The organism is Pseudothauera rhizosphaerae (genome assembly GCF_004801305.1).
Lineage (GTDB): Bacteria > Pseudomonadota > Gammaproteobacteria > Burkholderiales > Rhodocyclaceae > Pseudothauera > Pseudothauera rhizosphaerae.
This window is the reverse complement of record NZ_SSOD01000017.1, coordinates 1-22,100: the sequence shown is the minus strand read 5'-3', so window position 1 is coordinate 22,100 and position 22,100 is coordinate 1. Positions and strand designations below refer to the sequence as shown.

Genomic DNA, 22,100 nt, shown 5'->3' with positions numbered 1-22,100 from the left:
ATCTTCCATCGCCGGGTCCGACAGTGCGTACCACTGCTGCAAGAAGTAGATGATGAACGTCATCAACGATACGCTCGAAACGCGAGGATTGCTTCTCAAGGGCGGCACGATAGTGGACGCGATCATCATCCACGCCCCACCCTCGACGAAGAACCAGGACAGGAAGCGCGGTCCCAAGATGCATCAGACTAAGAAGGACAACCAGTGGTACTTCGGCGTGAAGGTGCATGTCGGCGCCGACGTTAATTCCGGGCTCGTACATACGATTTCGGTCACGCCGGCCAACGCCTGTGACATCAGCCAGTTGCCGCATCTGCTGCGCGAGGACGACTGGGCGGTGTTCGGCGACAAGGGCTACGCCAACAACAAGCTCAAGCGCCTGGCGCGCAAGGCCGGCGTGTTTTGGGACGTGTCGCTCAAGGCGAGCACGGCGCACCCGCTGACCGGGGCTAACAAGCGCTTCGACCACAGGGCGTCCTCGACCCGTGCGCGGGTCAAGCACGTGTTTCGCGTCATCAAGCGCCAGTTCGGCTACACGAAGGTGTGCTACAAGGGAATCGCGAAGAACGCCGCTCAGGTGTTCTCGCTGATCGGGCTGACCAATCCTTACTTGGCGAGACGAGCACTGATGGGTTGATGAGCGAAATCCGTCTGCTGCGCCCGAAAACGGGCGTTTGGGATCGAAATGGCCCCGAAAAACAGCGGTAAAAGCGGGAAGATCGATCATCGGAGTCGGCGCAACAAGGCTGGCTTGGGTGTAAGTGCTCAGAAAATCAACTGATCAGGGGCTCCTTAGCAATAGGAAATATATGCGTATTTTAGTTACCGGGGCTGATGGATTTATTGGGTCTCATTTGACAGAGGCGTTGGTTCGAGCTGGGTACGATGTGCGTGCCTTTGTTCTGTACAATTCTTTTGGTTCCTTGGGATGGCTTGATCGCTGCGAAAAAGATGTCCAAGGTAAATTTGAAATATTTTCTGGAGATGTTCGGGATCCGAATGGTGTGCGAACGGCCGTAAAAGACTGCGACGTCGTTCTGCATCTGGCAGCGTTGATTGCCATTCCTTATTCGTACCATTCACCTGACATGTATGTCGACACAAACATCCGGGGTACATTGAATGTAATCCAGGCTGCCCGTGACCTTGGTGTTCAAAGAGTTGTGCAGACTTCCACTAGCGAAGTGTATGGGACAGCAAGGTTTGTCCCGATTACCGAAGATCACCCCCTGCAAGGGCAGTCACCCTATTCGGCGAGCAAGATCGGTGCGGATCAGATAGCCATGTCGTTCTACACGTCGTTCGGCACACCCATCACCTTACTTCGTCCCTTCAATACCTACGGGCCACGCCAGTCCGCAAGGGCAGTCATTCCGACAATTATCACTCAGATTGCCAACGGTATGCGAGAGATCAAACTCGGTTCGGTCCGCCCTACTAGGGATTTCAGTTTTGTTTCCGACACGGTTGCCGGGTTTATAGCTGCTATGAATTCGGACAGGTGTGTCGGGGAAACGATAAACCTTGGAAGCAATTTCGAGATCTCAGTCGGTGACACCGTTCGTGCGATTGCAGACGTAATGAATGCCGAAGTGGAGATAATCTCTGATAGCCAGCGGCTTCGGCCAGAGAAAAGTGAAGTGGAGCGCCTGTGGGCATCGAACGGAAAGGCTAGGTCACTGATGGATTGGCAGCCGGCATATGGCGGTCTCGATGGATTCAAGCGCGGCCTAGCGGAAACGGTTGCATGGTTTGTTCAGAAGGAAAATCTGAGCTTCTACAAGGCAGGGATCTACAATGTCTAGACGTGCCGTTATCCTGGCTGGTGGCAAAGGAACGCGACTTCGTCCCTATACGGTGGTCCTGCCCAAGCCACTAATGCCGATCGGGGAATTCCCGATTCTGGAGGTCATATTACGCCAATTAATAAGGCATGGATTTGATCACATTACGATGGCTGTTAATCATCAGGCAGAGATTATTAAGGCTTTCTTCCAAGACGGCAGCCGCTGGGGGATTCGGATCGACTATTCTTGCGAGACCTCCCCACTGGGAACCATGGGGCCACTGAAGCTAATTTCCGATTTGCCATCCAATTTCCTGGTGATGAACGGAGATATACTTTCAGACTTGGATTTCGCCCGTTTCCACGATGAGCATGTAGAGGCTGGTGATTTATTTACTATTTCTTCCAAGCGACGGGAGCACCACATAGACTACGGTGTACTGGAAACCGACGCGTCCGGCAAGCTCACGGCTTTCCGTGAGAAGCCGCGCGAGTCTTTCTTGGTCAGCATGGGGGTCTACATGCTTTCGTCGGCCGTTCTGGAGCACATCCCCATCGGGAGGGCCTATGGATTCGACAGCCTCATGCTGGACATGTTGTCCGCTGGTGAACAAGCGCGGGTTCGGCCCTTTGATGGATACTGGCTCGACATCGGTCGCCCGGATGACTACGCACTCGCCATCGACGAGTTCGAGGCTATGAAGGAGCATTTTCTGGGTGTTTGACGTTGTCGTGACAGGATCGGGGGGGTTCATTGGCCAGGCGCTGTCCCGGAGGCTGAGGGCTGAAGGGCGCGAGGTGTTATCGGTCACCCATGCCGATGGTGACGTAGCGGATGCGGCTTTCTGGGCTAAGCTGCCGCAGGCGCGTGCGCTGGTACATCTGGCTGGCCGGACCTACGTTCCGGACAGCTGGCAGTACCCGTCGCAATTCCTAGAGGCGAATGTCATCGGCACCCAGCGTGGCCTCGATTGGTGCCGACAACATGGTGCACGAATGGTTTTGGCGAGCGCCTATGTGTACGGTATTCCGCTACGCCTCCCCATACGAGAAACCGATCCGGTCAACCCGAACAACCCCTATGCGTTCAGCAAGAGAGTCGCGGAACAGTGCTGCGAGTTTGCTGCGCGCCATTTCGGCGTAGACACGACGGTATTGAGAATATTCAATGTCTTTGGCCGAGGGCAGCGGGCCGAGTTCCTGATTCCGACCCTGATCAGCCAACTGTCAGGCAAAGAGATTTGTGTCATGGACCTCGCCCCACGGCGCGACTATGTCTATCTACCCGACGTTATCGACGCATTTGCGCGAGCTTTGAGCGCCCCTGGGGGCATGCATATTCTCAATATCGGAAGCGGCCGTTCGTATTCCGTGGCAGAGATCATCGCCACATTGCAAGAGGCGGCCGGCACCTCTCTGCCAGTGGTTTCTGCAGAGGCGCCCAGGAATCAGGAAATTTTGGATGTTCGCGCTGATGTTGACTTGGCTGCCCGGGTTCTGGGTTGGGCTCCGAACTTTGATCTGGTAACGGGTGTGCAGGACATGTTAAAGGAAGTTGATCATGGCTGACGGTACCGGGGGACGCTATGTCCCTATTAACAAGGGCAACTATTCGATGGACACCGCAGAACGGGAGGCGCAGTTCGAGCGTTACCGTGGCGAAGGCTGGGAGGACGAGTACGCTATCTACCGGCGGGACTGGGCAGAGCTACCCAATCGGCAAGAGGTTCGTGACTACCCCCTGCTGGTCGATCTGGAGTTGTCGTCGGTCTGTAACCTCCATTGCCCCATGTGTTACACGATCACCGACCAGTTCAAGGAGCACGTCAACACCACGCGCATGGATTGGGAGCTTTTCACCAAGATCATCGATGAGATCGGTGGAAAGGTTCCTGCCATCCGCCTGTCGCTCCGCGGGGAAGCGCTGTTGCACAAGCGGTTCGCCGACTGCATCCGCTACGCCAAGTCCAAGGGCATAAAAGAGGTTTCGACGCTCACCCATGGGGGCAAGCTCACACCGGATTTCTTCAAGGAAATCGTCGCCGCCGGTATCGACTGGATCACGATTTCTGCGGACGGTGTGGGAGAGACCTACGAAAAGATCCGCAAGCCCATCAAGTTCAACGACCTGATGGCAAAGATTCGCGCGATGAACGAGTACAAAAAAGGGCGTGGCCTGCATCGTCCGGTCATCAAAGTCCAGGGTATCTGGCCGGCCATACGTGACAACGTGCAGGAGTACTACGACACTTTCGCCCCCCATGTCGATCTCGTTGCGTTCAATCCTCTGATCGACTACCTGGGGAACGACACGCATATCGAGTATCTGGTGAACTTCACCTGCCCACAGCAATATCAGCGGCTGGTGATCGGCGCCGATGGTCTGGTGATGAAATGCTCCAACGATGAGGAGAACCGCGAGGTTATCGGTGACATCAGGACCGAGACGGTTCACCAAGTGTGGCATGGTGAGAAGATGAATGCGGTTCGGGAACTGCAGAAGCAGGACCGTGGATTCATGCGCAGTGCCGTGTGCCGCCGATGCTACCTTCCCCGCAAGACGGAGGACGAGGCGGCCGAGGTCGGTGGCCGAACCTTCACTGTGAAGAACTATGTGTTCCGGATCCAGGAGATCGGGAAATGACAGTTCAGGGGGCCTCCTCGCCGGACAAGGCGAGCTATCGCTACCGTGGTGGGGTCTGGCAGCATCTGGTGACGCGGTACAAATCCTGGCGATTTCTCAGTCGTGCGGGAAGCGGGTTGGTCATCAAGCGCAGTGCGGAGTTCCGTCTGGCGGACGGCGCGGTTCTGGAGGTGGGCAATGGTTGCACCATCCAGGATCACAGTTTTTTCCAACTGACACTGCCCGCCCCTAAGGTGTTCATCGGAGAGAACACCGTTGTCGGACGCAGGAATATCATCACAGCGAAGAATCTGATCCGCATCGGGAGCAACGTGCTGCTCGGATCGGATGTGCAGATCATCGATCACAGCCATGGCATTGCGCGTGATCAGCCCATTCGGAACCAGCAGGCAATCATCGGCGAGGTGGTGATCGGCAACGATGTATGGGTTGGCGCAGGGGCCAAGATACTGATGAACGTCCACATTGGCACCGGAGCCGTCATCGGGGCGAATGCTGTCGTTACCGGCGATGTGCCTGACTATGGCATTGCTGTGGGCGTGCCGGCGCGGGTCGTGAAGTTTCGGAGTTGATCCAATGTTCAAGAACTATCGCAGCGATCGCTGCTACATCATTGCCGAGATCGGCGGAAATTTCACCACGCGCGAGCAAGCCCGGCGTCTCATCGACGAGGCGGCGGCTTGTGGGGTCGATGCTGTCAAACTGCAGACATACCGTGCGGAGACCGTTGCGAGCAAGCGGGCGGTCTTCGATATGGAAAACACGGGGGTTGCATCCCAGTATGAACTCTTCAAGAAGTACGAAATTGACGCCGAATTGCATCACGAGGTCTTTCGCTATGCCGAGACCAAGCAGCTCGACTGGTTCTCGACCCCCTCTCATGAACTCGATGTCGACCTTCTCGAGGCTTGTGGCGTGGGGGCGCACAAGATTGGATCCGATGACGCGGTGAACCTACCATTCCTGCGGTATGTAGCGAAGACCGGAAAGCCGCTGATTCTTTCCACCGGAATGTGCACACTGGACGAGGTTAAAGAGTCGGTGTCGGTCATTCAGGAGGCGGGTTGTCGGCAGTTGATGCTGCTGCATGCCATCACCAGCTATCCGACTCATCCGCAAAACGTGAATCTTGCTGCGATGCAGACGCTCATGGCTACCTTCCCCGAGATTGACGTGGGTTACTCCGATCACACGCTGACACCGGTGGCGTCCTTGTGTGCAGTGGCTATGGGTGCGCGTGTCATCGAGCGTCACTTCACCTGGGACAAGAATGCGGAGGGGCCGGACCACATGCTTTCCGCCGATCCGGCTGAAATGAAGTGGCTCGTTGACGCCGTTCGTGCTTTCGAGGTCATGCACGGCAGTGGCATCAAGGAACCCGCCGCGAGCGAGGAGATCACCCGGCGCAACAACCGGAAAAGTGTCGTGCTGCAGCGATCCATGAAAGCCGGTGATGTCATTGGCGCCGGAGATGTCGCGGTCAAGCGACCGGGCTATGGAATCGCGCCAAAGTTCCTTTCCCATCTGTTCGGGCGACGCCTGGCGCGGGATCTGGAGCCGGACAGCGTCTTGACCTGGGAAGACTTGGTGTGAGCGTCGGCGCTGTCGTTCAGGCGCGCATGGGTTCGACTCGCCTGCCCGGGAAAGTGTTGCGCGATATTGCGGGGCGCCCTCTTCTGGCGCATGTGCTGGATCGCCTTGGCCATCTGCGCCACCGTGTCGTGATTGTGGTTGCGACGTCCACCGAGGTTCAGGATGACGAGATCGCGCGGTGGTGCCACTCGCAGGGAGTGGTGACCTTCCGTGGCAGTGAGACCGACGTGCTGGATCGCTATTGGCGGTGTGCTGAACAGTTCGGGTTCGAGCATGTGGTGCGCCTGACGGCCGACAATCCCTTTACCGACATCGAGGAACTGGACCGCTTGCTGGATTTGCATCTTTCGGGCTGCTACGACTACAGCCATTCCTTTGGGCAGATGCCTCTGGGCGTTGGGGCCGAAATTTTCAGCAGAGCGGCGCTGGCGAAGAGTCATGCCGAAGGGCATAAGCCCAATCATCGGGAACATGTCAACGAGTACATCGAGGAAATGCCCGAAGCATTCCGGATCGGACGTCTTGTTGTTCCTGCCGCCAAGGTGGCCCCCGCGCTCCGTCTGACAGTAGACACCCTGGATGATTGGCAGAGGGCATGCCAGTTGGCGAACGCGAGTCTGGGCCGTCCGCTCGAAACTGAAGAGGCGATTCGACTGTGTTCGCAATCTGTATAGAGAGTTCGCATGCGCGTGGACTCGGCCACCTCTACCGCTCGTTAACATTGGCGGATGGGTTGCGCGGGTGCGGCTTGCCGTTGCACTTCCTCGTCAATGACGATCCGGTCGCTCTCAACCTGATTCGGGGTCACGGTCATCGAGTCGATGTGGTTAACTTGGGCAGTGACAACAATTGGGAAGCTTCCTGGCTGCTTGCTCACCCGAGCGTGAAAGTGTGGGTGAACGACAGACTGGACACCAGCGAGGATCATGCCAATCGAGTTAAATCTTGTGGGGTCCGATTGGCGACTTTCGATGACCGTGGGGCGGGTGCGGCTGTTGCCGACCTGCACATCGCCGCACTCGTGTTCGACGATACCGGGAGCCTGCTCGGCCGCCGCATCCTGAGCGGGGTCGACTACCTAGTGCTCGATCCAAAGCTGGCGGGCCTGAGGCGTGTTCGCGAAACCGCCTCCGCTTGGCTGGTGACGATGGGGGGCAGCGACACCTGGGGTGTCACGCCACGAATCATGGATGCACTGTTGTCGTTGGGGCAGGGCGCGTCGGTTGTCCTGGGGCCGTCATTCAAGCATGTAGCGGACGTGGAGGCCGTGCAGGCCCGGTCTCCGTCGGATTTCTTCACGGTACACCACCGTGGAGTTCCCTCTTTGGCGGATGAGATGGCACGACATGACCTTGCCATTACAGGCGGTGGAATGACTCCATTCCAAGCGAATGCGATGGGATTGCCTTGCATTGTGGTGGCCAATGAACACTTTGAAGTGCCTGTAGGGCGTGCGCTCGAGCGGCTAGGTGGAAGCGTGTTTGCGGGTTTCCACCAAGATCTGGACTTATCTGTGCTCCACCGCCGGCTACAGATGGCCCAAATGAGCCAGGCAGGCATGCGCGCGGTTGATCTGCTCGGCTGCGACCGCGTGGTGAAAGCTTTGAGAAATCTAGCAGAGGAGGGTTCATGAGCCGCACGGTTGTTATCCACCAGCCGGATTTCGCACCATATCTGGGCTTCTTCCACCGCTTCTTGCAGGCCGACCTGTTCATCGCGCTGGATCACGTGCAATTTGTCACCAATACCAGCCGGAGCTGGACCCACCGCGACAAGATCAAGACAGAGACCGGTGAGCGTTGGTTGACCTTGGGCATCAAGAAGCCGCCCTTGGGTACCCCAATCAACCAGATCGAACTCACCGCGGACAACCAGTGGGTGGACGGCAACTTGGCCTTGCTGCGCCAGAACTACCGCAAGGCCCCAGCATATGCCGAGATTATGCCGGTGGTCGAGAATTTGTATCGTACGGTTCCTGTACGGATGGTTGACTTTAACCTCCGGTGGCTGGACACCCTAGCTGACCTCCTGGACGTGCGCATTCCCTTCGTTTTTTCCAGTACGCTCCAGCCACAAGGACAGAAGAATGAGTTGCTGATCGACTTGCTGAAGAAGGTCGGGGCTTCGCGCTATCTGTCTGGTAATGGTGCGCGAGCTTACATGGAACCCGAAAAGTTTGCCGCTGCAGACATCAAACTGATCTGGCAATCGTTTGAGCACCCGACTTACGCTCAACAATTTGGGCCATTCGTGCCTAATCTTTCAGTTCTGGATGCATTGTTCAATTGTGGGGTGATGGGGACCCGAGCCCTGTTGAGGAGTCGACCATGAAGATTCTTGCGATAGGTGCGCATTTCGACGACGTCGAGCTGGGTTGTGGTGGGACACTGGCCCGCCACGCGAGCAAAGGTGACGATGTCTATGTCTTCGTTGCCACGGTTTCCGGGTTTGCAAACCAGTATGACCAATCGGTTCGCAGCAGCACGGTAGCCCGTGAGGAGGCGGATGAAGCGATGAAAATCCTGGGCGTCCGGCAACTGCATTGCGGCGACTTCAAGACGCTGGAGGTCGAATTCGTCGATGCCTTGAACATCAAGATACTCAAGTTGGTTGAAGATCTGAAAATCGACCTCGTCTACACGCATTGGGTAGGTGACATCCACCACGATCACCAGGCCGTTGCAAGAGCGTCACTGCACAGCTGCCGGCATGTGCCGCGGCTGTTGATGTACCGCAGCAACTGGTACCACTCGACCCAGGACTTCCGTGGAAACTTCTATACTGATATCACGGATCACTGGAACACCAAGCAGCGTGCGATCGAAGCCCATGCTTCCGAAATGGAGCGGACCGGTCGGCGATGGATCGCCTTTTTCCGCAATGAGGCGGAGAACGCGGGACAGCGCATTGGCGTGCGCTATGCCGAAATATTCGAAGTGGTGAAGTGGCTGGAGCTTTAAGGCAATCCCGCCGCCGAGCCATGGAGACAGAGCCTACATATGCATGATCTCTTCGAGTAGCCGGCAAACCCTGCTAGCCGACCTGATGCGGCAGGGGGCGTCGGGGGCATTTGCTAGTGCTGCGGCCCAACTTGCTCGACAAGGAGGCATACCGGCTCTGCGCCGTTTCCAGTGGAAATTGACTTCTCAGAAAACATGGGCTGGTTCGATGCCGGCCTGCTCTTGACCCGAAGAGCGAAGATGAACAACCGGACCGGAGCCTGAAGTTGCGGAGCAATTCGGTCTCTTAATGTAACTTCTCCAGAGAAAATGAAAAGTACACTTAAAAAACTCTCGTCAATCCTCAGTTTGACACTTCAAACAGCAGCCTCATTTGCCGCCGTAATTCTATTCTCAAAGAAAACGAATTTAGCCACACCCGCTAGAACCGCCAACAATGCAATTGTTCTTGGAAACGGCCCCTCGCTAAAGAACGGCAGAGAAACCATAAAAAACGCAAGGAGAGAAGGTGATTTTGATATATGGTCGGTAAATCTCTTTGCAAATTCAGATTTTTTTGAATCCATAAAGCCAACTCACTACGTTTTAGCAGATTCAAGCCATTGGAAAAAAGATATATCGCAAGAGGTCAAAAGCCTTCTCGACGGGCTCCAACAGAGCCTTAATCAAAAAACAAAATGGCCCCTAACGCTAATAGTTCCATACGAAGCAAGAAATTCTGAATTCATAGAAAAAATATCAAATAAAAACATTTCAATAAAATACTACAATAGAGTACCTGCAACAGGTTTCCCAAGCTTGATCCGCATTCTTTATGACAAAAATCTTGCACTCCCCCCGGCCTACAATGTGTTAATCGCCACGACATTCTTAGCAATATCAGCAAAATACAAGAACATATATATTTTTGGAGCAGACCACTCTTGGCATGAAGAAATAAAAATAACTGAAAAAAACATCCTCGAGGCAAACCAAACTCATTTCTATGACAATGAAGCCCCGCCCAGACCAATCTATAAGGACGCTCACGCACAATTCAATATTGGAGAGATATTCATTCGCTGGGGGCAAGTCTTTAATCAATATTACACCCTGAATGAATACGCAAAAACACACAATATCAAAATAAAAAATGCAAGCAGTAAAACATATATTGATGCATTTGAAAGAATTCCAGCAGATTCGATCGTCACAGACGCACACCTAAACATATAGCGTCATACACATCTTTCACTCTTTTCTTGAGCGGACTGACCGCATCCTTGAAAAAATATGCTTCCGCTTCTTTTATTTGCCTCCTCGATATTTCCCTTATATTACTCTATCGGCGGGGCCCCCATCTATTACCTTTCAGCTATATGGCTAGCCATATCTCTTTTTACCACAGCAGCAAAGCTTGCCTTGATAAAATCGAGAACCATTGGATTAAAATCAAATATAGATAAATTTGTTTTTATATACATCGTCTGGATATTCATTTCCTTTCTCCTTGGAACTGCTTTTCACATAAACCAAGAAACCCATACTACCTTCAATGCACGATTCGTCTCATTAGCGTGGTCATTTATTATTATCTCCCCATATTTTATCGGACGGCTGACACACATACCAGACGCCAAACTATTGACGATATTGTCAAAATTTAATTTGATTTTTCTAGCCACCACCATATCTTTAATACTCTTCTTTATTTTTTCCGGAGATCTGTATCTTGCCAGGCAAATAACAGAACAGCGAATGCCATTAATAATCGTATTCTGGTCCTGGACTTTCGGCGCAATTGCCATTTACTTAAAGAAATATTTTTTTATTTCGTGGGCACTTGGAACTGCAGTAGTACTTCTCTCATTAACACGTGCGGCTTACGTTGCATGGTTTGCCGTTATATTCTTTCTTATCCCACTCCTTCCAATCAAGAAAATCGCGACCCTTTTCGTCACAGTCATAGGTTTTTTGGCTTTCATGTTATTGATAACTCTTAGCCAAGACGGCACAATAGCAGAACAAATAACATCTAGATTTGAGGAATATTTTTTCTCAAAGGATGTGATCGAAAAGGATTATTCTGCAAACATTCGAATCGAAGTATGGAAAGGGCTTCTAGAGACTCTCACTCAACACCCTACGGCTTTTTTCTTTGGCTTTGGACAACTAGGCCCTTCGTATTTCCCTATAGACATAATTGACCCACTCGGAAACGTCATCCCATCCACATCGGCGCACAGTCAATTTATAGATTCAATTTTTCGCACAGGTGTAATTGGGCTCTTCATCGAACTGCTGATCTTTTATCAGGTAACGTGGAGAGCAGCGAGGGATTTACGCATGGGCATCATCTTGAGGGCTGCATCAGCAGCTTTGGGAGCCGCATTAGTTTATGGTGTTTTCCACGAGACGCTACGATGGCCCGTATTTGGGATACTTTTCTGGTATTTATCAGGATGTATTTCTCGAAAACTTACCGAGGTAAGAAATGAGTAGACCGTCTCCTTTCCAGCCTATCCCACGACCCCTCATATTCGTTAGGGCATTGGTTCGAACCGCACGCCTTGCCAGGCTACGCTTAAAACTGGGAGATAAACTTAAGCACGGCGAAAATTTCCATTTTGGTAGGAATTGTACGTTCTTACCGCCTGAATATATTAGATTTGGAACCGACATAAGCATAGGCGCAAATTTTCATCTTGAAACAAACCTTGAGATCGGTGACGGAGTTTTGATCTCAAGCAGCGTTAGCATCATTGGTAACGATCATAAATTTGATGGCATATCGGAGAATGTCTATTGGGGAGGTCGGCTCCCTCCAAGCACCGTGATAATTGAAGGCGACAATCTGATCGGCTTTGGGTCAATAATTATTGGAAATGTCCGTATTGGGCACGGATGTATTGTTGGCGCTGGATCGATAGTGACGCGAGATTTACCGGCTGGCTGGGTGTGCCATGGCAGCCCAGCGATACCCGTGCGTAAACGAAGCTTAGGGAAGCTCTGATCAATTGATGTTCTGGGCTATCACACCCAAGCCAGCCATTCGCCGCCGACTCTGATGATCGTTTTTTCCGCTCCTACTGCTGCTTTTCATGACCGTTTCAACCCCACGCGCCCGTTCGCGGGCGCCGAGGACGGACTTCACCTATCAACTCATCAGCGCCCGCCTCGCCAAGTAACGATTGGTCAGCCCGATCAGCGAGAACACCCGAGCGGCGTTCTTCGCGATCCCCCTGTAGCGCACCTCCGTGTAGCCGAACTGGCGCTTGATGACGCGAAACACGTGTTCGACCCGCACACGGATCGAGGGACATCTTGTGGTTAAAGAGCTTGTTGGCCCCGGTCAGCGGGTGCGCCATGCTTGCCTTGAGCGACACGGCCCGGAACACTCCGGCCTTGCGAGCCAGGCGCTTGAGCTTGTTGTTGATGTAGCCCTTGTCGCCGAACACCGTCCGGTCGCCCTCGCGCAGCAGGTGCGGCAACTGGCTGCTGTCACAGGCGTTGGCCGGCGTGACCGAAACCGTATGTACGAGCCCGGAATTAACGTCGGCGCCGACATGCACCTTCATGCCGCAGTACCACTGCTTGCCCTTCTTCGTCTGATGCCTCTCGGGATCGAGCTTCCTGTCCCGGTTCTTCGTCGAGGGCGGGGCATGAATGATAGTCGGGCCCGACAGCGCGTACCACTGCTGCATGAAGTAGATTCGCAGCATCGTCGCCAGCGCCATCGGCGGACGACCACACCGACCTGTCGTCGGATAGTGCGGCTCGATCACCGTCGGCAATGCGGCCCAAGGCACCACCGCATCCATCTCCGACAGGAAGCGTTCCCGGCGGGTCTGTTTTTTTGCTGTCAAAGGCCAGCGAGGCGAAGGTCGTTTGCTTCATGGACGTGGCGTGATTTGTGACTTCAATATTTTAACGACTCTGAATAGATCAGAGTTTCCTCACCAATCATTGCTTCTGAAAAGGCGACATCGTGTATGTTTAGGTCAATTATAAAAAAGCTTCAAAAAGCAATTGGTGTTAGTGTTACTTTGCACCCTTTACTCCTCAGGAGTTTGGTGAGGGGTGTGGCTGCCTCTACCGAGCATCTTAATGCACTAAAGTGCTTAGGGACGATCGGCACTGTGATTGACATCGGTGCCAACAAAGGACAATTTGCCTTGATAGCTAGATACATGTTCCCACGTAGCAGCATATACTCGTTCGAGCCACTGGAGGGACCTGCCAACAGATATCGCCGCCTGCTGCTCCCTGAATTTCGTTTCTACCTTACTCAAGCTGCAATAGGCCCAGAGAATAAACTGGTCCCCATTCATGTGAGTGCCAGCGACGACTCCTCTTCCCTATTGCCGATTGGACGCCTGCAGTCCGAACTGTTCCCTGGCACCCAAGAGAGCCATACCGACACTGTACGACAAGCGCCGTTGAGCGAGCTGCTTGATGCAGCGACCTTGCAACGCCCATGCCTCTTAAAACTGGACGTACAGGGCTTCGAACTTAATGCTTTGCAGGGCTGTACAAATGCTTTTCCGAATATCGACTGGATCTATGTTGAATGCTCTTTCCTTGAACTGTATGAGGGCCAGGCTCTGGCTTGTGATGTAATTGCATATCTTTATCTTCACGACTTCAGAGTCAGTGGAGTTTACAATATGACTTACGACAGCAAAGGTCGTGCGATTCAAGCGGACTTTCTTTTTTCTGCTCCTTGGGCTACGACTTTTAAATAGCTGAGAATTTGCCTAATCTTTGCGTTCTGCAGCTCTGTAATCGACGTGTTCATTTAATAGGCGACGGATTTATTCGTTTCATAATTTTGGCTTTGGAGTGAACATTGAAAAAAGCACTAGTCACCGGCATTACCGGCCAGGACGGTTCCTATCTCGCTGAATTCCTGCTCGGAAGAGGCTATGAAGTCCACGGCATCAAACGCCGCGCCTCGAGCTTCAACACCCAGCGCATCGACCACATCTACCAGGACCCGCACGAACCCAACCCGCGCATGGTCCTGCACTACGGTGACCTCACCGACTCGTCCAACCTCACCCGCATCATCCAGCAGGTGCAGCCTGACGAGGTCTATAACCTAGGCGCGCAGTCACACGTGGCGGTAAGCTTCGAGTCGCCCGAATACACGGCCGATGTCGACGCCATGGGCACGCTACGCCTGCTCGAGGCCATCCGCCTGCTCGGCCTGGACAAGAAGACGCGCTTCTACCAAGCCTCTACCTCCGAGCTCTACGGCCTGGTGCAGGAAATCCCACAGAAGGAGACCACCCCCTTCTATCCGCGCAGCCCCTATGCGGTCGCCAAGCTTTACGCCTACTGGATCACGGTGAACTACCGCGAGGCCTACGGCATGTATGCCTGCAACGGCATCCTGTTCAACCACGAGAGCCCGCGCCGCGGAGAGACCTTCGTCACCCGCAAGATCACCCGCGGCCTCGCCAACATCGCACAGGGTCTGGAGAGTTGCCTCTACATGGGCAACATGGATGCGCTACGCGACTGGGGTCACGCCAAGGACTACGTGCGCATGCAGTGGATGATGCTGCAGCAGGAGCAGCCGGAAGATTTCGTGATCGCAACCGGCGTGCAGTATTCCGTGCGCGAGTTCATCCGCTGGTCGGCGACGGGGCTGGGCATCACGCTGCGCTTCGAGGGCAAGGGCGTCGAGGAATATGCGGTGGTCGCACATATAGAAGAAGGCGACAAGGCCCCGGCGCTGAAAACGGGTGACGTCATCGTTCGCGTCGACCCACGCTACTTTCGCCCCGCCGAAGTTGAAACCCTGCTCGGCGATCCCAGCAAGGCCAAGGAAAAACTCGGCTGGATGCCGGAGATTACTGCGCAGCAGATGTGTGCCGAGATGGTGGTGGAAGACCTCAAGATCGCCCAGCGCCACGCCTTCCTGAAGGCGCACGGGCACGACGTGCCGGTTACAACGGAAATCTGAGCCCATGAACCCCGCCGACACCCTCTTCGTCGCCGGCCATCGAGGCATGGTCGGCTCGGCCATCGTGCGCCGGCTACAATTGTTGGGCTGCGCCAACATTCTCACCGCGGGCCGTAACGAACTCGACCTCACCAGCCAGCACGCCGTCAACACTTTTTTCGCTGCCCACCGGATCGATCAAGTCTATCTGGCCGCGGCCAAGGTCGGCGGCATCCACGCCAACAACACCTACCCTGCCGAGTTCATCCACCAGAACCTGATGATCGAGGCTAACATCATCCACGCCGCCCACACTCATGGCGTGCAGAAACTGCTGTTCCTCGGCTCGTCGTGCATCTACCCCAAATTTGCCGAACAGCCGATCAAGGAAGAGGCGCTGCTCACCGGCCTGCTCGAGCCCACCAACGAGCCCTACGCCATTGCCAAGATTGCCGGTATCAAGCTGTGCGAGAGCTACAATCGCCAGTACGGTCGCGACTACCGTAGCGCCATGCCCACCAACCTCTACGGCCCGGGCGACAACTTCCACCCCGAGAACAGCCACGTCATCCCGGCACTGATGCGACGCATCCACGAGGCCAAGATCGCCGATACACCCGAAGTGGTGATCTGGGGCAGCGGCACGCCGATGCGCGAATTTCTGCATGTGGATGACCTGGCCGAGGCCGTGGTGCATCTGCAGAGCATCCCGCAGGAACGCTACGTCAGCGAAACCGAGTCGATGCGCTCGCACATCAACGTCGGCGCCGGTACGGATGTGACCATCCGCGAGTTGGCTGAAACGCTAGTTGAAGTCATCGGCTACGAGGGCAGGCTCGTGTTCGACACGACGAAGCCGGACGGCACACCGCGCAAGTTGATGGATGCGAGCCGGCTGGCGCGGCTGGGGTGGCGAGCACGCATCGACCTCAAGAATGGGCTGCGTGAAACCTACGGCTGGTATCTCGACAACGTAGAGCAGACCCGGACGCGCTGAATGAAAATTCTAGTGTACGGCATCAACTACAGCCCGGAACTGACAGGCATTGGTAAATACAGCGGGGAAATGGCCCGCTGGTTCGCTGAGCAGGGACATGCAGTGCGGGTGGTAAGCACTCCGCCCTACTACCCGGACTGGAAAATCTGGCAAGCATTTTCCGGTCGACGATACGACACACGTGTGGAGGACGGGGTGCGGGTGACCCGCTGCCCGCTCTACGTGCCGGCGAAGCCGAGCGCGGTCAAGCGCATGCTGCACTTGGCTAGCTTTTCGGCGTCATCGTCGCTCACTGTATTGGGGCAACTTCGCTGGAAGCCGGATCTGGTGATCCTGGTGGTACCCACCCTCTTTTGTGCGCCCCAGGCGCTGCTGCTTGCGAAAATGAGTGGCGCCAAATCGGTACTGCACATCCAGGATTACGAGGTGGATGCGCTGTTCGGGCTCGGGATTGCCAAAGGCGGGCTGCTGAAGCGGTTCGCGTTCGCCGCCGAGCGGGCAATCCTGCGTACCTTCGATCGGGTATCGACCATTTCCAGCGGCATGCTGCAACGGGCTCGCCAGAAGGGTGTGAACGAAGATCGCCTACGCCTCTTCCCGAACTGGTCCGAAACTGCACGGTTCCGGGATGTGGCCCGCGATTCCGCATTGCTTTCGCGTCTGGGCGCAGCCCCGGACAGACGCGTGTTGTTGTACTCGGGAAATATCGGCGAAAAGCAGGGGCTGGAGACGGTAGTCGAGGCGGCCGACCGCTTGCGAAATCGCCACAAGCTGCAGTTTCTGCTCGTCGGCGAGGGGGCGGGAAAAGCCCGTCTCGTGGAGATGGCGCAGCACAAGGGGCTGACCAATCTGCTGTTTGCGCCTTTGCAGGCCTATGAGGACCTTCCGGCACTGCTGGCCTCCGCAGACTGCCATCTGGTGGTCCAGAGACGGGGCGCGGCCGACGCCGTGCTGCCATCCAAGCTGACCAACATCCTGGCTGTGGGGGGCAACGCAGTAATCACCGCCGATCCGGACACGAGCCTGGGTCTGCTCTGCGAGGAATTCCCAGGCATTGCGGCGCGGGTTGAACCGGAGTCGGTGGACGCACTGATCGAAGGCATCGAGCACGCACTCTCGATGCCGCGACCGAATGCGATCGCCACCGAATATGCCCGCGAGTTTCTGGACAAGGACCGCATCCTGGGTCGATTCCTGACGGAGATTTGAGCGCCATGCACCTACCAGCAGAAACGTTCCGCGCGGTGGTGGCTGCAACGCCGCTGGTCTCGATCGATCTGGTTGTGCAAAACGCACGCGGGGAAATTCTGCTTGGCGAACGCCTTAACCGCCCTGCGAAGGGCTACTGGTTCGTTCCCGGCGGACGCATTCTCAAGAACGAACGCCTGGACAACGCCTTCCGCCGCCTGACACTCAACGAGTTGGGACAGACTCTCGAGCGCCGTGATGCGCAGTTGCTCGGTGTCCATGAACACTTCTATTCGGACAGCGCATTCGGCGCACCTGCCGAACCGAATACGCATTACGTGGTTGTCGCATACCGGATCACGTTGCCAGACGGTTGCATTCTGACCCCGCCTAGCGAACAACATGGGCGCTACCGCTGGTGGCCGCTCGCCGAAGCAAGGACGAGCACCGAAGTGCACAAGAACACGCGGACCTACCTGTCAGTATTTGGATGAATATTGTTATTGACGGACATTGACATGCTTTTGCCCATCATCATGGCCGGCGGCTCCGGCTCACGGCTCTGGCCCCTCTCGCGCCAGCTCAACCCGAAGCAGTTTCTCGCGCTGGGCGACGGCCGATTGTCGATGCTGCAGGCCACAATCCAGCGCCTGCAGGGTCTTGAAACCGCCCTCCCCAGTCTGATCTGCAACGAAGAACATCGCTTCCTCGCGGCGGAGCAACTGCGCCGGCTGGGCATGGAGGAGGCCAACATCCTCCTCGAACCGGTGGGCCGCAACACCGCACCGGCAATTGCGCTGGCTACCCTGCAGGCAGTTGCGGAAGGCGAGGATCCTGTTCTGCTGGTGCTCGCCGCCGATCATCTGATTCAGGACGTCGACAGCTTCCACGCCGCCATCGAGACGGCGCTACCGCTGGCGAACGACGGCAAGCTGGTAACCTTCGGCATCAAGCCCAGCCATCCGGAAACCGGCTATGGCTACATCGAACAGGGCGCAGCCGCCAGCAACGGCGGATTTGCAGTCGCCCGCTTCGTAGAGAAGCCCGACCTCGCCACGGCCGAGGACTACGTGGCGAGCGGTCGCTTCTTCTGGAATAGCGGCATGTTCATGTTCCGGGCTGGCCGGTATCTCGAAGAGTTGGGGCGATTCCGCCCGGACATCCTGGCCGCCTGTCGCAAAGCTCTTGAGGGCGGTGCGCAGGACATGCACTTCACCCGCGTGGACGCCGCCGCCTTTGAAACGTGCCCGGAAGACTCCATCGACTATGCGGTGATGGAGAAAACCGCGGACGCCGTGATGGTGCCGCTGAACGCGGGCTGGAGCGACGTGGGCTCGTGGTCCGTGTTGTGGGATATGAGCATCAAGGATGCCGGCGGCAACGTGTTCAAGGGCGACGTGCTCGGGCAGAGCACCCGCAACACCTACGTGCACGCCGACAGCCGCATGGTGGCCACAGTAGGGGTAGAAGACCTGGTGGTTGTCGAAACCCCGGATGCCGTGCTGGTGGCACACAGGGACAAGGTGCAGGACGTAAAGAAGGTCGTCGAGCGCCTGAAGGCCGAAGGGCGGCAGGAGCACATCAGCCACCGCGAAGTGCACCGCCCCTGGGGCATATACAACTCGATCGACAACGGCCACCGCTATCAGGTGAAGCGGATTACGGTGAAGCCAGGCGCCAAGCTTTCGGTGCAAATGCACCATCACCGCGCAGAGCACTGGATCGTGGTGAGTGGCACTGCCAAGGTTACGAACAGGGATCAGACCTATCTAGTCACGGAAAACCAGTCGACCTACATTCCGATCGGGCAGGTGCATGCGCTGGAGAACCCAGGAGTGATCCCGCTGGAGTTGATCGAGGTGCAGTCGGGGGCGTACCTGGGGGAGGACGATATTGTGAGGTTCGAGGATAAGTATGGGCGGGCGTGATCTGACCGGAAAATTGCCTTTCACGGCCATCGTGGGCAAGGACTACCAGGTGTGGATATCGAAGGAAGGCACATCCTGCGCTCAGGACGACGGCGCTGCATCATCAAGGCCCTGAAGCGGCGTAGGCCATCGAGCCGGCCACCGGACACATGAAACGGCAAGGACGGAAATCCAATTTGTCATGAGAGTTGGGATCGGATAGAGTTAAGACCTGTTAGGTCAGACCTGTTAGGTCTTAAGAGGCTGGGTCATGCAAAGCTGGCAAATGCAAACCGCTAAAGCGCGATTCTCGGAACTGGTCAAGCGCGCGGTCGAGAACGGGCCACAGGAGATCACGCTGCACGGGCAGGCCAAAGCGGTCGTGGTGTCGCGCGAGCTGTTCGACCGCCTTTCCGGAAACGAACGGTCGCTAGTCGATTTCATGCGCGCTTCGCCGTTGGCGGGTCACGATGAAGTCGAGTTCGGACGCAACCGCAGCCTGCCGCGTGAGATCACGCTTTGAGTTACCTCGTCGACACCAACGTCCTGTCCGAGTTGCGGAACAGACGAGCCGACACCAAGGTCGTGGCGTGGATGCAGGCGCGTCCTCGCCAGTCGCTTTACCTCTCGGTCTTGAGCCTCGGCGAAATCCGCAAGGGCATCGAAGGCGTGACCGATCCCGCATCTCGCCAGACCCTCACGGATTGGTTGGAAGTGGAATTGCCCAACTACTTCGTCGGACGACTGCTGGGCATCGACGAACAAGTGGCCGACCGCTGGGGCCGTGTGCAAGCCAGCGCCAGTCGCACGTTGCCGGCCATTGATGGACTGCTGGCGGCGACGGCCTTGCAGCACGACCTCACGCTGGTGACGCGTAACATCAAGGACTTCGCGGGACTGGGCGTGCAACTCGTGAATCCGTGGGAAACCTGATCTGGCATAGCGTAGCAGCGGATATCGACCACACATCGCCGACCTTCGGCCGCTATGTGGGTGTGGGTACATTACGATTACCGCAGTGGAAGGCGAAGATTGAAGCGCTTCCTTGACACTAGCTGAAATTCTCTTAACATATAAACGTTTCCGAATGAAAAACATATGTTTCCTAATTGAAAACACCCGTCTCCGCTTCTGATCTGCTCTTCCCGAATCAGTACCGGCGCAAGGTGCTGGGCTTGCTGCTCATGAGGCCAGATCAGCAAGTTCATCTGCGCGAACTCGCCAGATTGATCGATGCCGCGCCTGGCACACTAAAGAAGGAACTCGATGCGCTCTGCGCGGCAGGTCTTCTGCACAGCCAACGGGTTGGCAACCAGTCGCGATTCTGCGCCAACAAAGATCACCCCGTGTTCCCCGAGCTACAGGCCTTGATCAGAAAAACCGTCGGCCTAGCCGACACGCTGCGGTTCAGCCTTGCGCCGCTTGCTGATCAGATCCAGGCCGCTTTTATCTTTGGCTCCATGGCCAGTGCCACCGAGAACGCCAACAGCGACATCGACCTCATGGTGGTCGGAGACGTGACATTCGCCGACATCATCAACGCCACCTATGAGGCTCAGTCCGCGCTCAGCCGCGAGATCAACCCCAAGGTCATGAGCCCCCACGAATGGGAAACAAAAAAAGCGGCGGGCAACGCCTTCCTATTGGACGTGCTCGACAAGCCCAGGATCATGCTGATCGGAGACGCGAATGCCCTCTGATGCACTCGAGAACCTGGCCCGCATCGGACAACTGGACAAAGTGCCCTTCTCGCAGGATTTGTTGAACAAGATGCTGGCGACCGCACAAAGTCGATTGACCGATGCCCAGCGCGCCGAGAACAGCGCTGAAACGCGGTTCGATTGCGCTTACACGGCGATCCGTGCCATCGCTGATGCTGCCTTGCTCTCACAGGGCTACCGGACTGCAACCAGCAAACCGGGGCACCATCAAATCACCATCCAGTGCCTGGCACACACCCTTGGCGTTGAGGCGACGGTCGTTCGCACCCTAGACGGCCTCAGAAAGCAGCGTAACCTCAGCGACTACGACGGCGAACTGATCACCGATCAGGCGTTGAAAGAATGCATCGAGCAGGCCGTCCGCTTGAAAGCGCTGGCAATGATCAAGTTTCACGCAGGAACCTCGGAGTGAGGGCCCCATTTGCGTGATCTGCTCTTGTTTCCGAAAGGACATTTTTGTGTGTAATCGCACCGGCGTTTTCATTGATTTCGCCAACATCGGCATGAACGGCGGCTACGGCCTGCGACTCGACATCCTGCGCCGTTTTGCCGCCCGCGACGGCGGCGAACTGGTGCGGCTGAATGCCTACCTGCCCTTCGATGCCGCCCGTGCCGACACGGATTCAGCCTACCGCAGCGGCCAGCAACGCTTCTACGACGCGCTGCGCGACAATGGTTTCAAGGTGTTCCGCAAGCCGGTGCGCTGGTACGACGATGGCGAAGGCAGGCGCTATTCCAAGGCTGACTGCGACATGGACATCGCGCTTGACATCCTGCAGCAGGCACCAAGACTCGACACTGTGTTGCTGGCAAGCGGCGACAGCGATTTCGTCCGCGTGGTCGAGACGGCACAAAGCATGGGCTGCCGGGTGGAGGGGCTGGCGTTTCGCAATGTGTCGCGTGCGCTGCGTAATGCACTGGATAGCTTTACCTCGGGCTATCTGGTTCCGCATCTGGTATCGACCGAACGCAAACGTAATGGCCGCGATGGCAACGACTGGGGGGTGGCCGGCGGCTTCGCCCGCGGTGTGTGCTACCACTTCGAGAATGGCTACGGCTTCGTGCGCTTCTTGCGCAAGGCGGCAGGTCCATTGTGGCTCACCGACTCGCGGGACACTGCCTCGCCGTGGGCAACCTGCTTTCTGCACGCCTCACAACTGCCGGCAACGCTGGCTACAGAAGCACTGCCAAGCCGGGATCTGGTACTGGAGTTCGACCTGGAAGAAGGTGAAACGACAAGTAAGCTAAGGAAGTGCTGAACAAATGCCCGCGGACCGATTTCGAGCGCGTATCAGTGACGGGCTTTCGACTTTGATGGCGTTTTTCGCTTCCGATCGGGTCGTCCTCGGGCTGTTGCCCTCCGTTTTTGCTCCTT

Annotated in this window: 23 protein-coding genes and 2 pseudogenes; 24 read left to right on the top strand and 1 reads right to left on the bottom strand. The window is 56.1% G+C overall.

What is annotated here, in order from left to right:
* Positions 1-49: 49 nt before the first annotated feature.
* The 13 genes and pseudogenes from E6O51_RS17580 to E6O51_RS17520 form a co-directional block, all read left to right on the top strand.
* Positions 50-637, top strand: a pseudogene (locus tag E6O51_RS17580) (IS5 family transposase); the annotation flags it as partial.
* Positions 638-809: 172 nt separating this feature from the next.
* Positions 810-1,805: an NAD-dependent 4,6-dehydratase LegB gene (locus tag E6O51_RS17575; protein WP_136386317.1), complete on the top strand. Its 996-nt coding sequence runs from the start codon at positions 810-812 to the stop codon at positions 1,803-1,805.
* A complete protein-coding gene (locus E6O51_RS17570; protein ID WP_136386316.1) occupies positions 1,798-2,511 on the top strand; it encodes a nucleotidyltransferase family protein in 714 nt (237 codons plus the stop codon). The genes E6O51_RS17575 and E6O51_RS17570 overlap by 8 nt, the downstream gene beginning before the upstream one ends.
* Positions 2,504-3,355, top strand: coding sequence for an NAD-dependent epimerase/dehydratase family protein (locus tag E6O51_RS17565; protein WP_136386315.1), 852 nt, complete (start codon positions 2,504-2,506; stop codon positions 3,353-3,355). The genes E6O51_RS17570 and E6O51_RS17565 overlap by 8 nt, the downstream gene beginning before the upstream one ends.
* Positions 3,348-4,430: a radical SAM/SPASM domain-containing protein gene (locus tag E6O51_RS17560; RefSeq protein ID WP_136386314.1), complete on the top strand. Its 1,083-nt coding sequence runs from the start codon at positions 3,348-3,350 to the stop codon at positions 4,428-4,430. The genes E6O51_RS17565 and E6O51_RS17560 overlap by 8 nt, the downstream gene beginning before the upstream one ends.
* The gene (locus E6O51_RS17555) at positions 4,427-5,002 is read left to right on the top strand and encodes an acyltransferase (protein WP_136386313.1); all 576 of its coding nucleotides are present in this window, start codon (positions 4,427-4,429) and stop codon (positions 5,000-5,002) included. The genes E6O51_RS17560 and E6O51_RS17555 overlap by 4 nt, the downstream gene beginning before the upstream one ends.
* Before the next feature lie 4 nt (positions 5,003-5,006).
* The gene (locus tag E6O51_RS17550) at positions 5,007-6,023 is read left to right on the top strand and encodes an N-acetylneuraminate synthase family protein (protein WP_136386312.1); all 1,017 of its coding nucleotides are present in this window, start codon (positions 5,007-5,009) and stop codon (positions 6,021-6,023) included.
* Positions 6,020-6,697, top strand: a complete 678-nt coding sequence (locus E6O51_RS17545) for a cytidylyltransferase domain-containing protein (RefSeq protein WP_136386311.1) — start codon at positions 6,020-6,022, stop codon at positions 6,695-6,697. The genes E6O51_RS17550 and E6O51_RS17545 overlap by 4 nt, the downstream gene beginning before the upstream one ends.
* 80 nt (positions 6,698-6,777) lie before the next feature.
* Positions 6,778-7,656, top strand: coding sequence for a hypothetical protein (locus tag E6O51_RS17540; protein ID WP_211091452.1), 879 nt, complete (start codon positions 6,778-6,780; stop codon positions 7,654-7,656).
* Positions 7,653-8,354 (top strand): WbqC family protein, encoded by a 702-nt coding sequence (locus tag E6O51_RS17535; protein WP_136386309.1) that lies wholly within the window; start codon positions 7,653-7,655, stop codon positions 8,352-8,354. The genes E6O51_RS17540 and E6O51_RS17535 overlap by 4 nt, the downstream gene beginning before the upstream one ends.
* Positions 8,351-8,983 carry a PIG-L deacetylase family protein gene (locus E6O51_RS17530; protein WP_136386308.1) on the top strand — a complete coding sequence of 211 codons (633 nt, stop codon included), beginning with the start codon at positions 8,351-8,353 and terminating at the stop codon, positions 8,981-8,983. The genes E6O51_RS17535 and E6O51_RS17530 overlap by 4 nt, the downstream gene beginning before the upstream one ends.
* A 309-nt stretch (positions 8,984-9,292) precedes the next feature.
* The gene (locus E6O51_RS17525) at positions 9,293-10,198 is read left to right on the top strand and encodes a hypothetical protein (RefSeq protein WP_136386307.1); all 906 of its coding nucleotides are present in this window, start codon (positions 9,293-9,295) and stop codon (positions 10,196-10,198) included.
* Positions 10,199-10,255: 57 nt separating this feature from the next.
* The gene (locus E6O51_RS17520; protein WP_136386306.1) at positions 10,256-11,464 is read left to right on the top strand and encodes an O-antigen ligase family protein; all 1,209 of its coding nucleotides are present in this window, start codon (positions 10,256-10,258) and stop codon (positions 11,462-11,464) included.
* A gap of 655 nt (positions 11,465-12,119) precedes the next feature.
* Here the strand turns inward: E6O51_RS17520 and E6O51_RS17510 are convergent.
* A pseudogene (locus E6O51_RS17510) lies at positions 12,120-12,859 on the bottom strand (IS5 family transposase).
* A 185-nt stretch (positions 12,860-13,044) separates the two neighbouring features.
* On the opposite strand from E6O51_RS17510, the gene E6O51_RS17505 reads away from it, so the two are divergent.
* The 11 genes from E6O51_RS17505 to E6O51_RS17455 all read left to right on the top strand — a co-directional run bounded on the left by E6O51_RS17505 (position 13,045) and on the right by E6O51_RS17455 (position 21,984).
* A complete protein-coding gene (locus E6O51_RS17505) occupies positions 13,045-13,707 on the top strand; it encodes an FkbM family methyltransferase (RefSeq protein WP_211091451.1) in 663 nt (220 codons plus the stop codon).
* A 104-nt stretch (positions 13,708-13,811) separates the two neighbouring features.
* Positions 13,812-14,933: a GDP-mannose 4,6-dehydratase gene (gene gmd, locus E6O51_RS17500; protein ID WP_136386303.1), complete on the top strand. Its 1,122-nt coding sequence runs from the start codon at positions 13,812-13,814 to the stop codon at positions 14,931-14,933.
* Positions 14,934-14,937: 4 nt separating this feature from the next.
* Entirely contained in the window at positions 14,938-15,909 is a 972-nt protein-coding gene (fcl, locus tag E6O51_RS17495; protein WP_136386302.1) for a GDP-L-fucose synthase, read from the top strand.
* Positions 15,910-17,118, top strand: a complete 1,209-nt coding sequence (locus E6O51_RS17490) for a glycosyltransferase WbuB (RefSeq protein ID WP_136386301.1) — start codon at positions 15,910-15,912, stop codon at positions 17,116-17,118. It abuts the gene before it with no gap.
* Between the two features lie 5 nt (positions 17,119-17,123).
* Positions 17,124-17,591: a GDP-mannose mannosyl hydrolase gene (locus tag E6O51_RS17485; RefSeq protein WP_136386300.1), complete on the top strand. Its 468-nt coding sequence runs from the start codon at positions 17,124-17,126 to the stop codon at positions 17,589-17,591.
* A gap of 24 nt (positions 17,592-17,615) precedes the next feature.
* On the top strand, positions 17,616-19,025 hold the full coding sequence (locus tag E6O51_RS17480) for a mannose-1-phosphate guanylyltransferase/mannose-6-phosphate isomerase (RefSeq protein WP_136386299.1): 1,410 nt from the start codon (positions 17,616-17,618) through the stop codon (positions 19,023-19,025).
* Positions 19,026-19,275: 250 nt separating this feature from the next.
* Positions 19,276-19,527: a type II toxin-antitoxin system Phd/YefM family antitoxin gene (locus E6O51_RS17475; RefSeq protein WP_136386298.1), complete on the top strand. Its 252-nt coding sequence runs from the start codon at positions 19,276-19,278 to the stop codon at positions 19,525-19,527.
* Positions 19,524-19,937: a type II toxin-antitoxin system VapC family toxin gene (locus tag E6O51_RS17470; RefSeq protein ID WP_136386297.1), complete on the top strand. Its 414-nt coding sequence runs from the start codon at positions 19,524-19,526 to the stop codon at positions 19,935-19,937. The genes E6O51_RS17475 and E6O51_RS17470 overlap by 4 nt, the downstream gene beginning before the upstream one ends.
* A gap of 176 nt (positions 19,938-20,113) precedes the next feature.
* Entirely contained in the window at positions 20,114-20,704 is a 591-nt protein-coding gene (locus E6O51_RS17465) for a nucleotidyltransferase domain-containing protein (RefSeq protein ID WP_230976832.1), read from the top strand.
* Positions 20,694-21,137 carry a hypothetical protein gene (locus tag E6O51_RS17460; protein WP_136386296.1) on the top strand — a complete coding sequence of 148 codons (444 nt, stop codon included), beginning with the start codon at positions 20,694-20,696 and terminating at the stop codon, positions 21,135-21,137. Before E6O51_RS17465 ends, E6O51_RS17460 begins: the two co-directional genes overlap by 11 nt.
* 46 nt (positions 21,138-21,183) lie before the next feature.
* Positions 21,184-21,984, top strand: coding sequence for a LabA-like NYN domain-containing protein (locus tag E6O51_RS17455; protein ID WP_136386295.1), 801 nt, complete (start codon positions 21,184-21,186; stop codon positions 21,982-21,984).
* Positions 21,985-22,100: the final 116 nt, after the last annotated feature.

Bases quoted from the DNA above. Each gene is read 5' to 3' on its own strand.
- E6O51_RS17575 (WP_136386317.1), top strand. From the start codon at position 810: ATGCGTATTTTAGTTACCGGGGCTGATGGATTTATTGGGTCTCATTTG.
- E6O51_RS17570 (WP_136386316.1), top strand. From the start codon at position 1,798: ATGTCTAGACGTGCCGTTATCCTGGCTGGTGGCAAAGGAACGCGACTT.
- E6O51_RS17560 (WP_136386314.1), top strand. From the start codon at position 3,348: ATGGCTGACGGTACCGGGGGACGCTATGTCCCTATTAACAAGGGCAAC.
- E6O51_RS17555 (WP_136386313.1), top strand. From the start codon at position 4,427: ATGACAGTTCAGGGGGCCTCCTCGCCGGACAAGGCGAGCTATCGCTAC.
- E6O51_RS17550 (WP_136386312.1), top strand. From the start codon at position 5,007: ATGTTCAAGAACTATCGCAGCGATCGCTGCTACATCATTGCCGAGATC.
- E6O51_RS17535 (WP_136386309.1), top strand. From the start codon at position 7,653: ATGAGCCGCACGGTTGTTATCCACCAGCCGGATTTCGCACCATATCTG.
- E6O51_RS17530 (WP_136386308.1), top strand. From the start codon at position 8,351: ATGAAGATTCTTGCGATAGGTGCGCATTTCGACGACGTCGAGCTGGGT.
- E6O51_RS17525 (WP_136386307.1), top strand. From the start codon at position 9,293: ATGAAAAGTACACTTAAAAAACTCTCGTCAATCCTCAGTTTGACACTT.
- E6O51_RS17520 (WP_136386306.1), top strand. From the start codon at position 10,256: ATGCTTCCGCTTCTTTTATTTGCCTCCTCGATATTTCCCTTATATTAC.
- fcl (WP_136386302.1), top strand. From the start codon at position 14,938: ATGAACCCCGCCGACACCCTCTTCGTCGCCGGCCATCGAGGCATGGTC.
- E6O51_RS17490 (WP_136386301.1), top strand. From the start codon at position 15,910: ATGAAAATTCTAGTGTACGGCATCAACTACAGCCCGGAACTGACAGGC.
- E6O51_RS17485 (WP_136386300.1), top strand. From the start codon at position 17,124: ATGCACCTACCAGCAGAAACGTTCCGCGCGGTGGTGGCTGCAACGCCG.
- E6O51_RS17480 (WP_136386299.1), top strand. From the start codon at position 17,616: ATGCTTTTGCCCATCATCATGGCCGGCGGCTCCGGCTCACGGCTCTGG.
- E6O51_RS17475 (WP_136386298.1), top strand. From the start codon at position 19,276: ATGCAAAGCTGGCAAATGCAAACCGCTAAAGCGCGATTCTCGGAACTG.
- E6O51_RS17460 (WP_136386296.1), top strand. From the start codon at position 20,694: ATGCCCTCTGATGCACTCGAGAACCTGGCCCGCATCGGACAACTGGAC.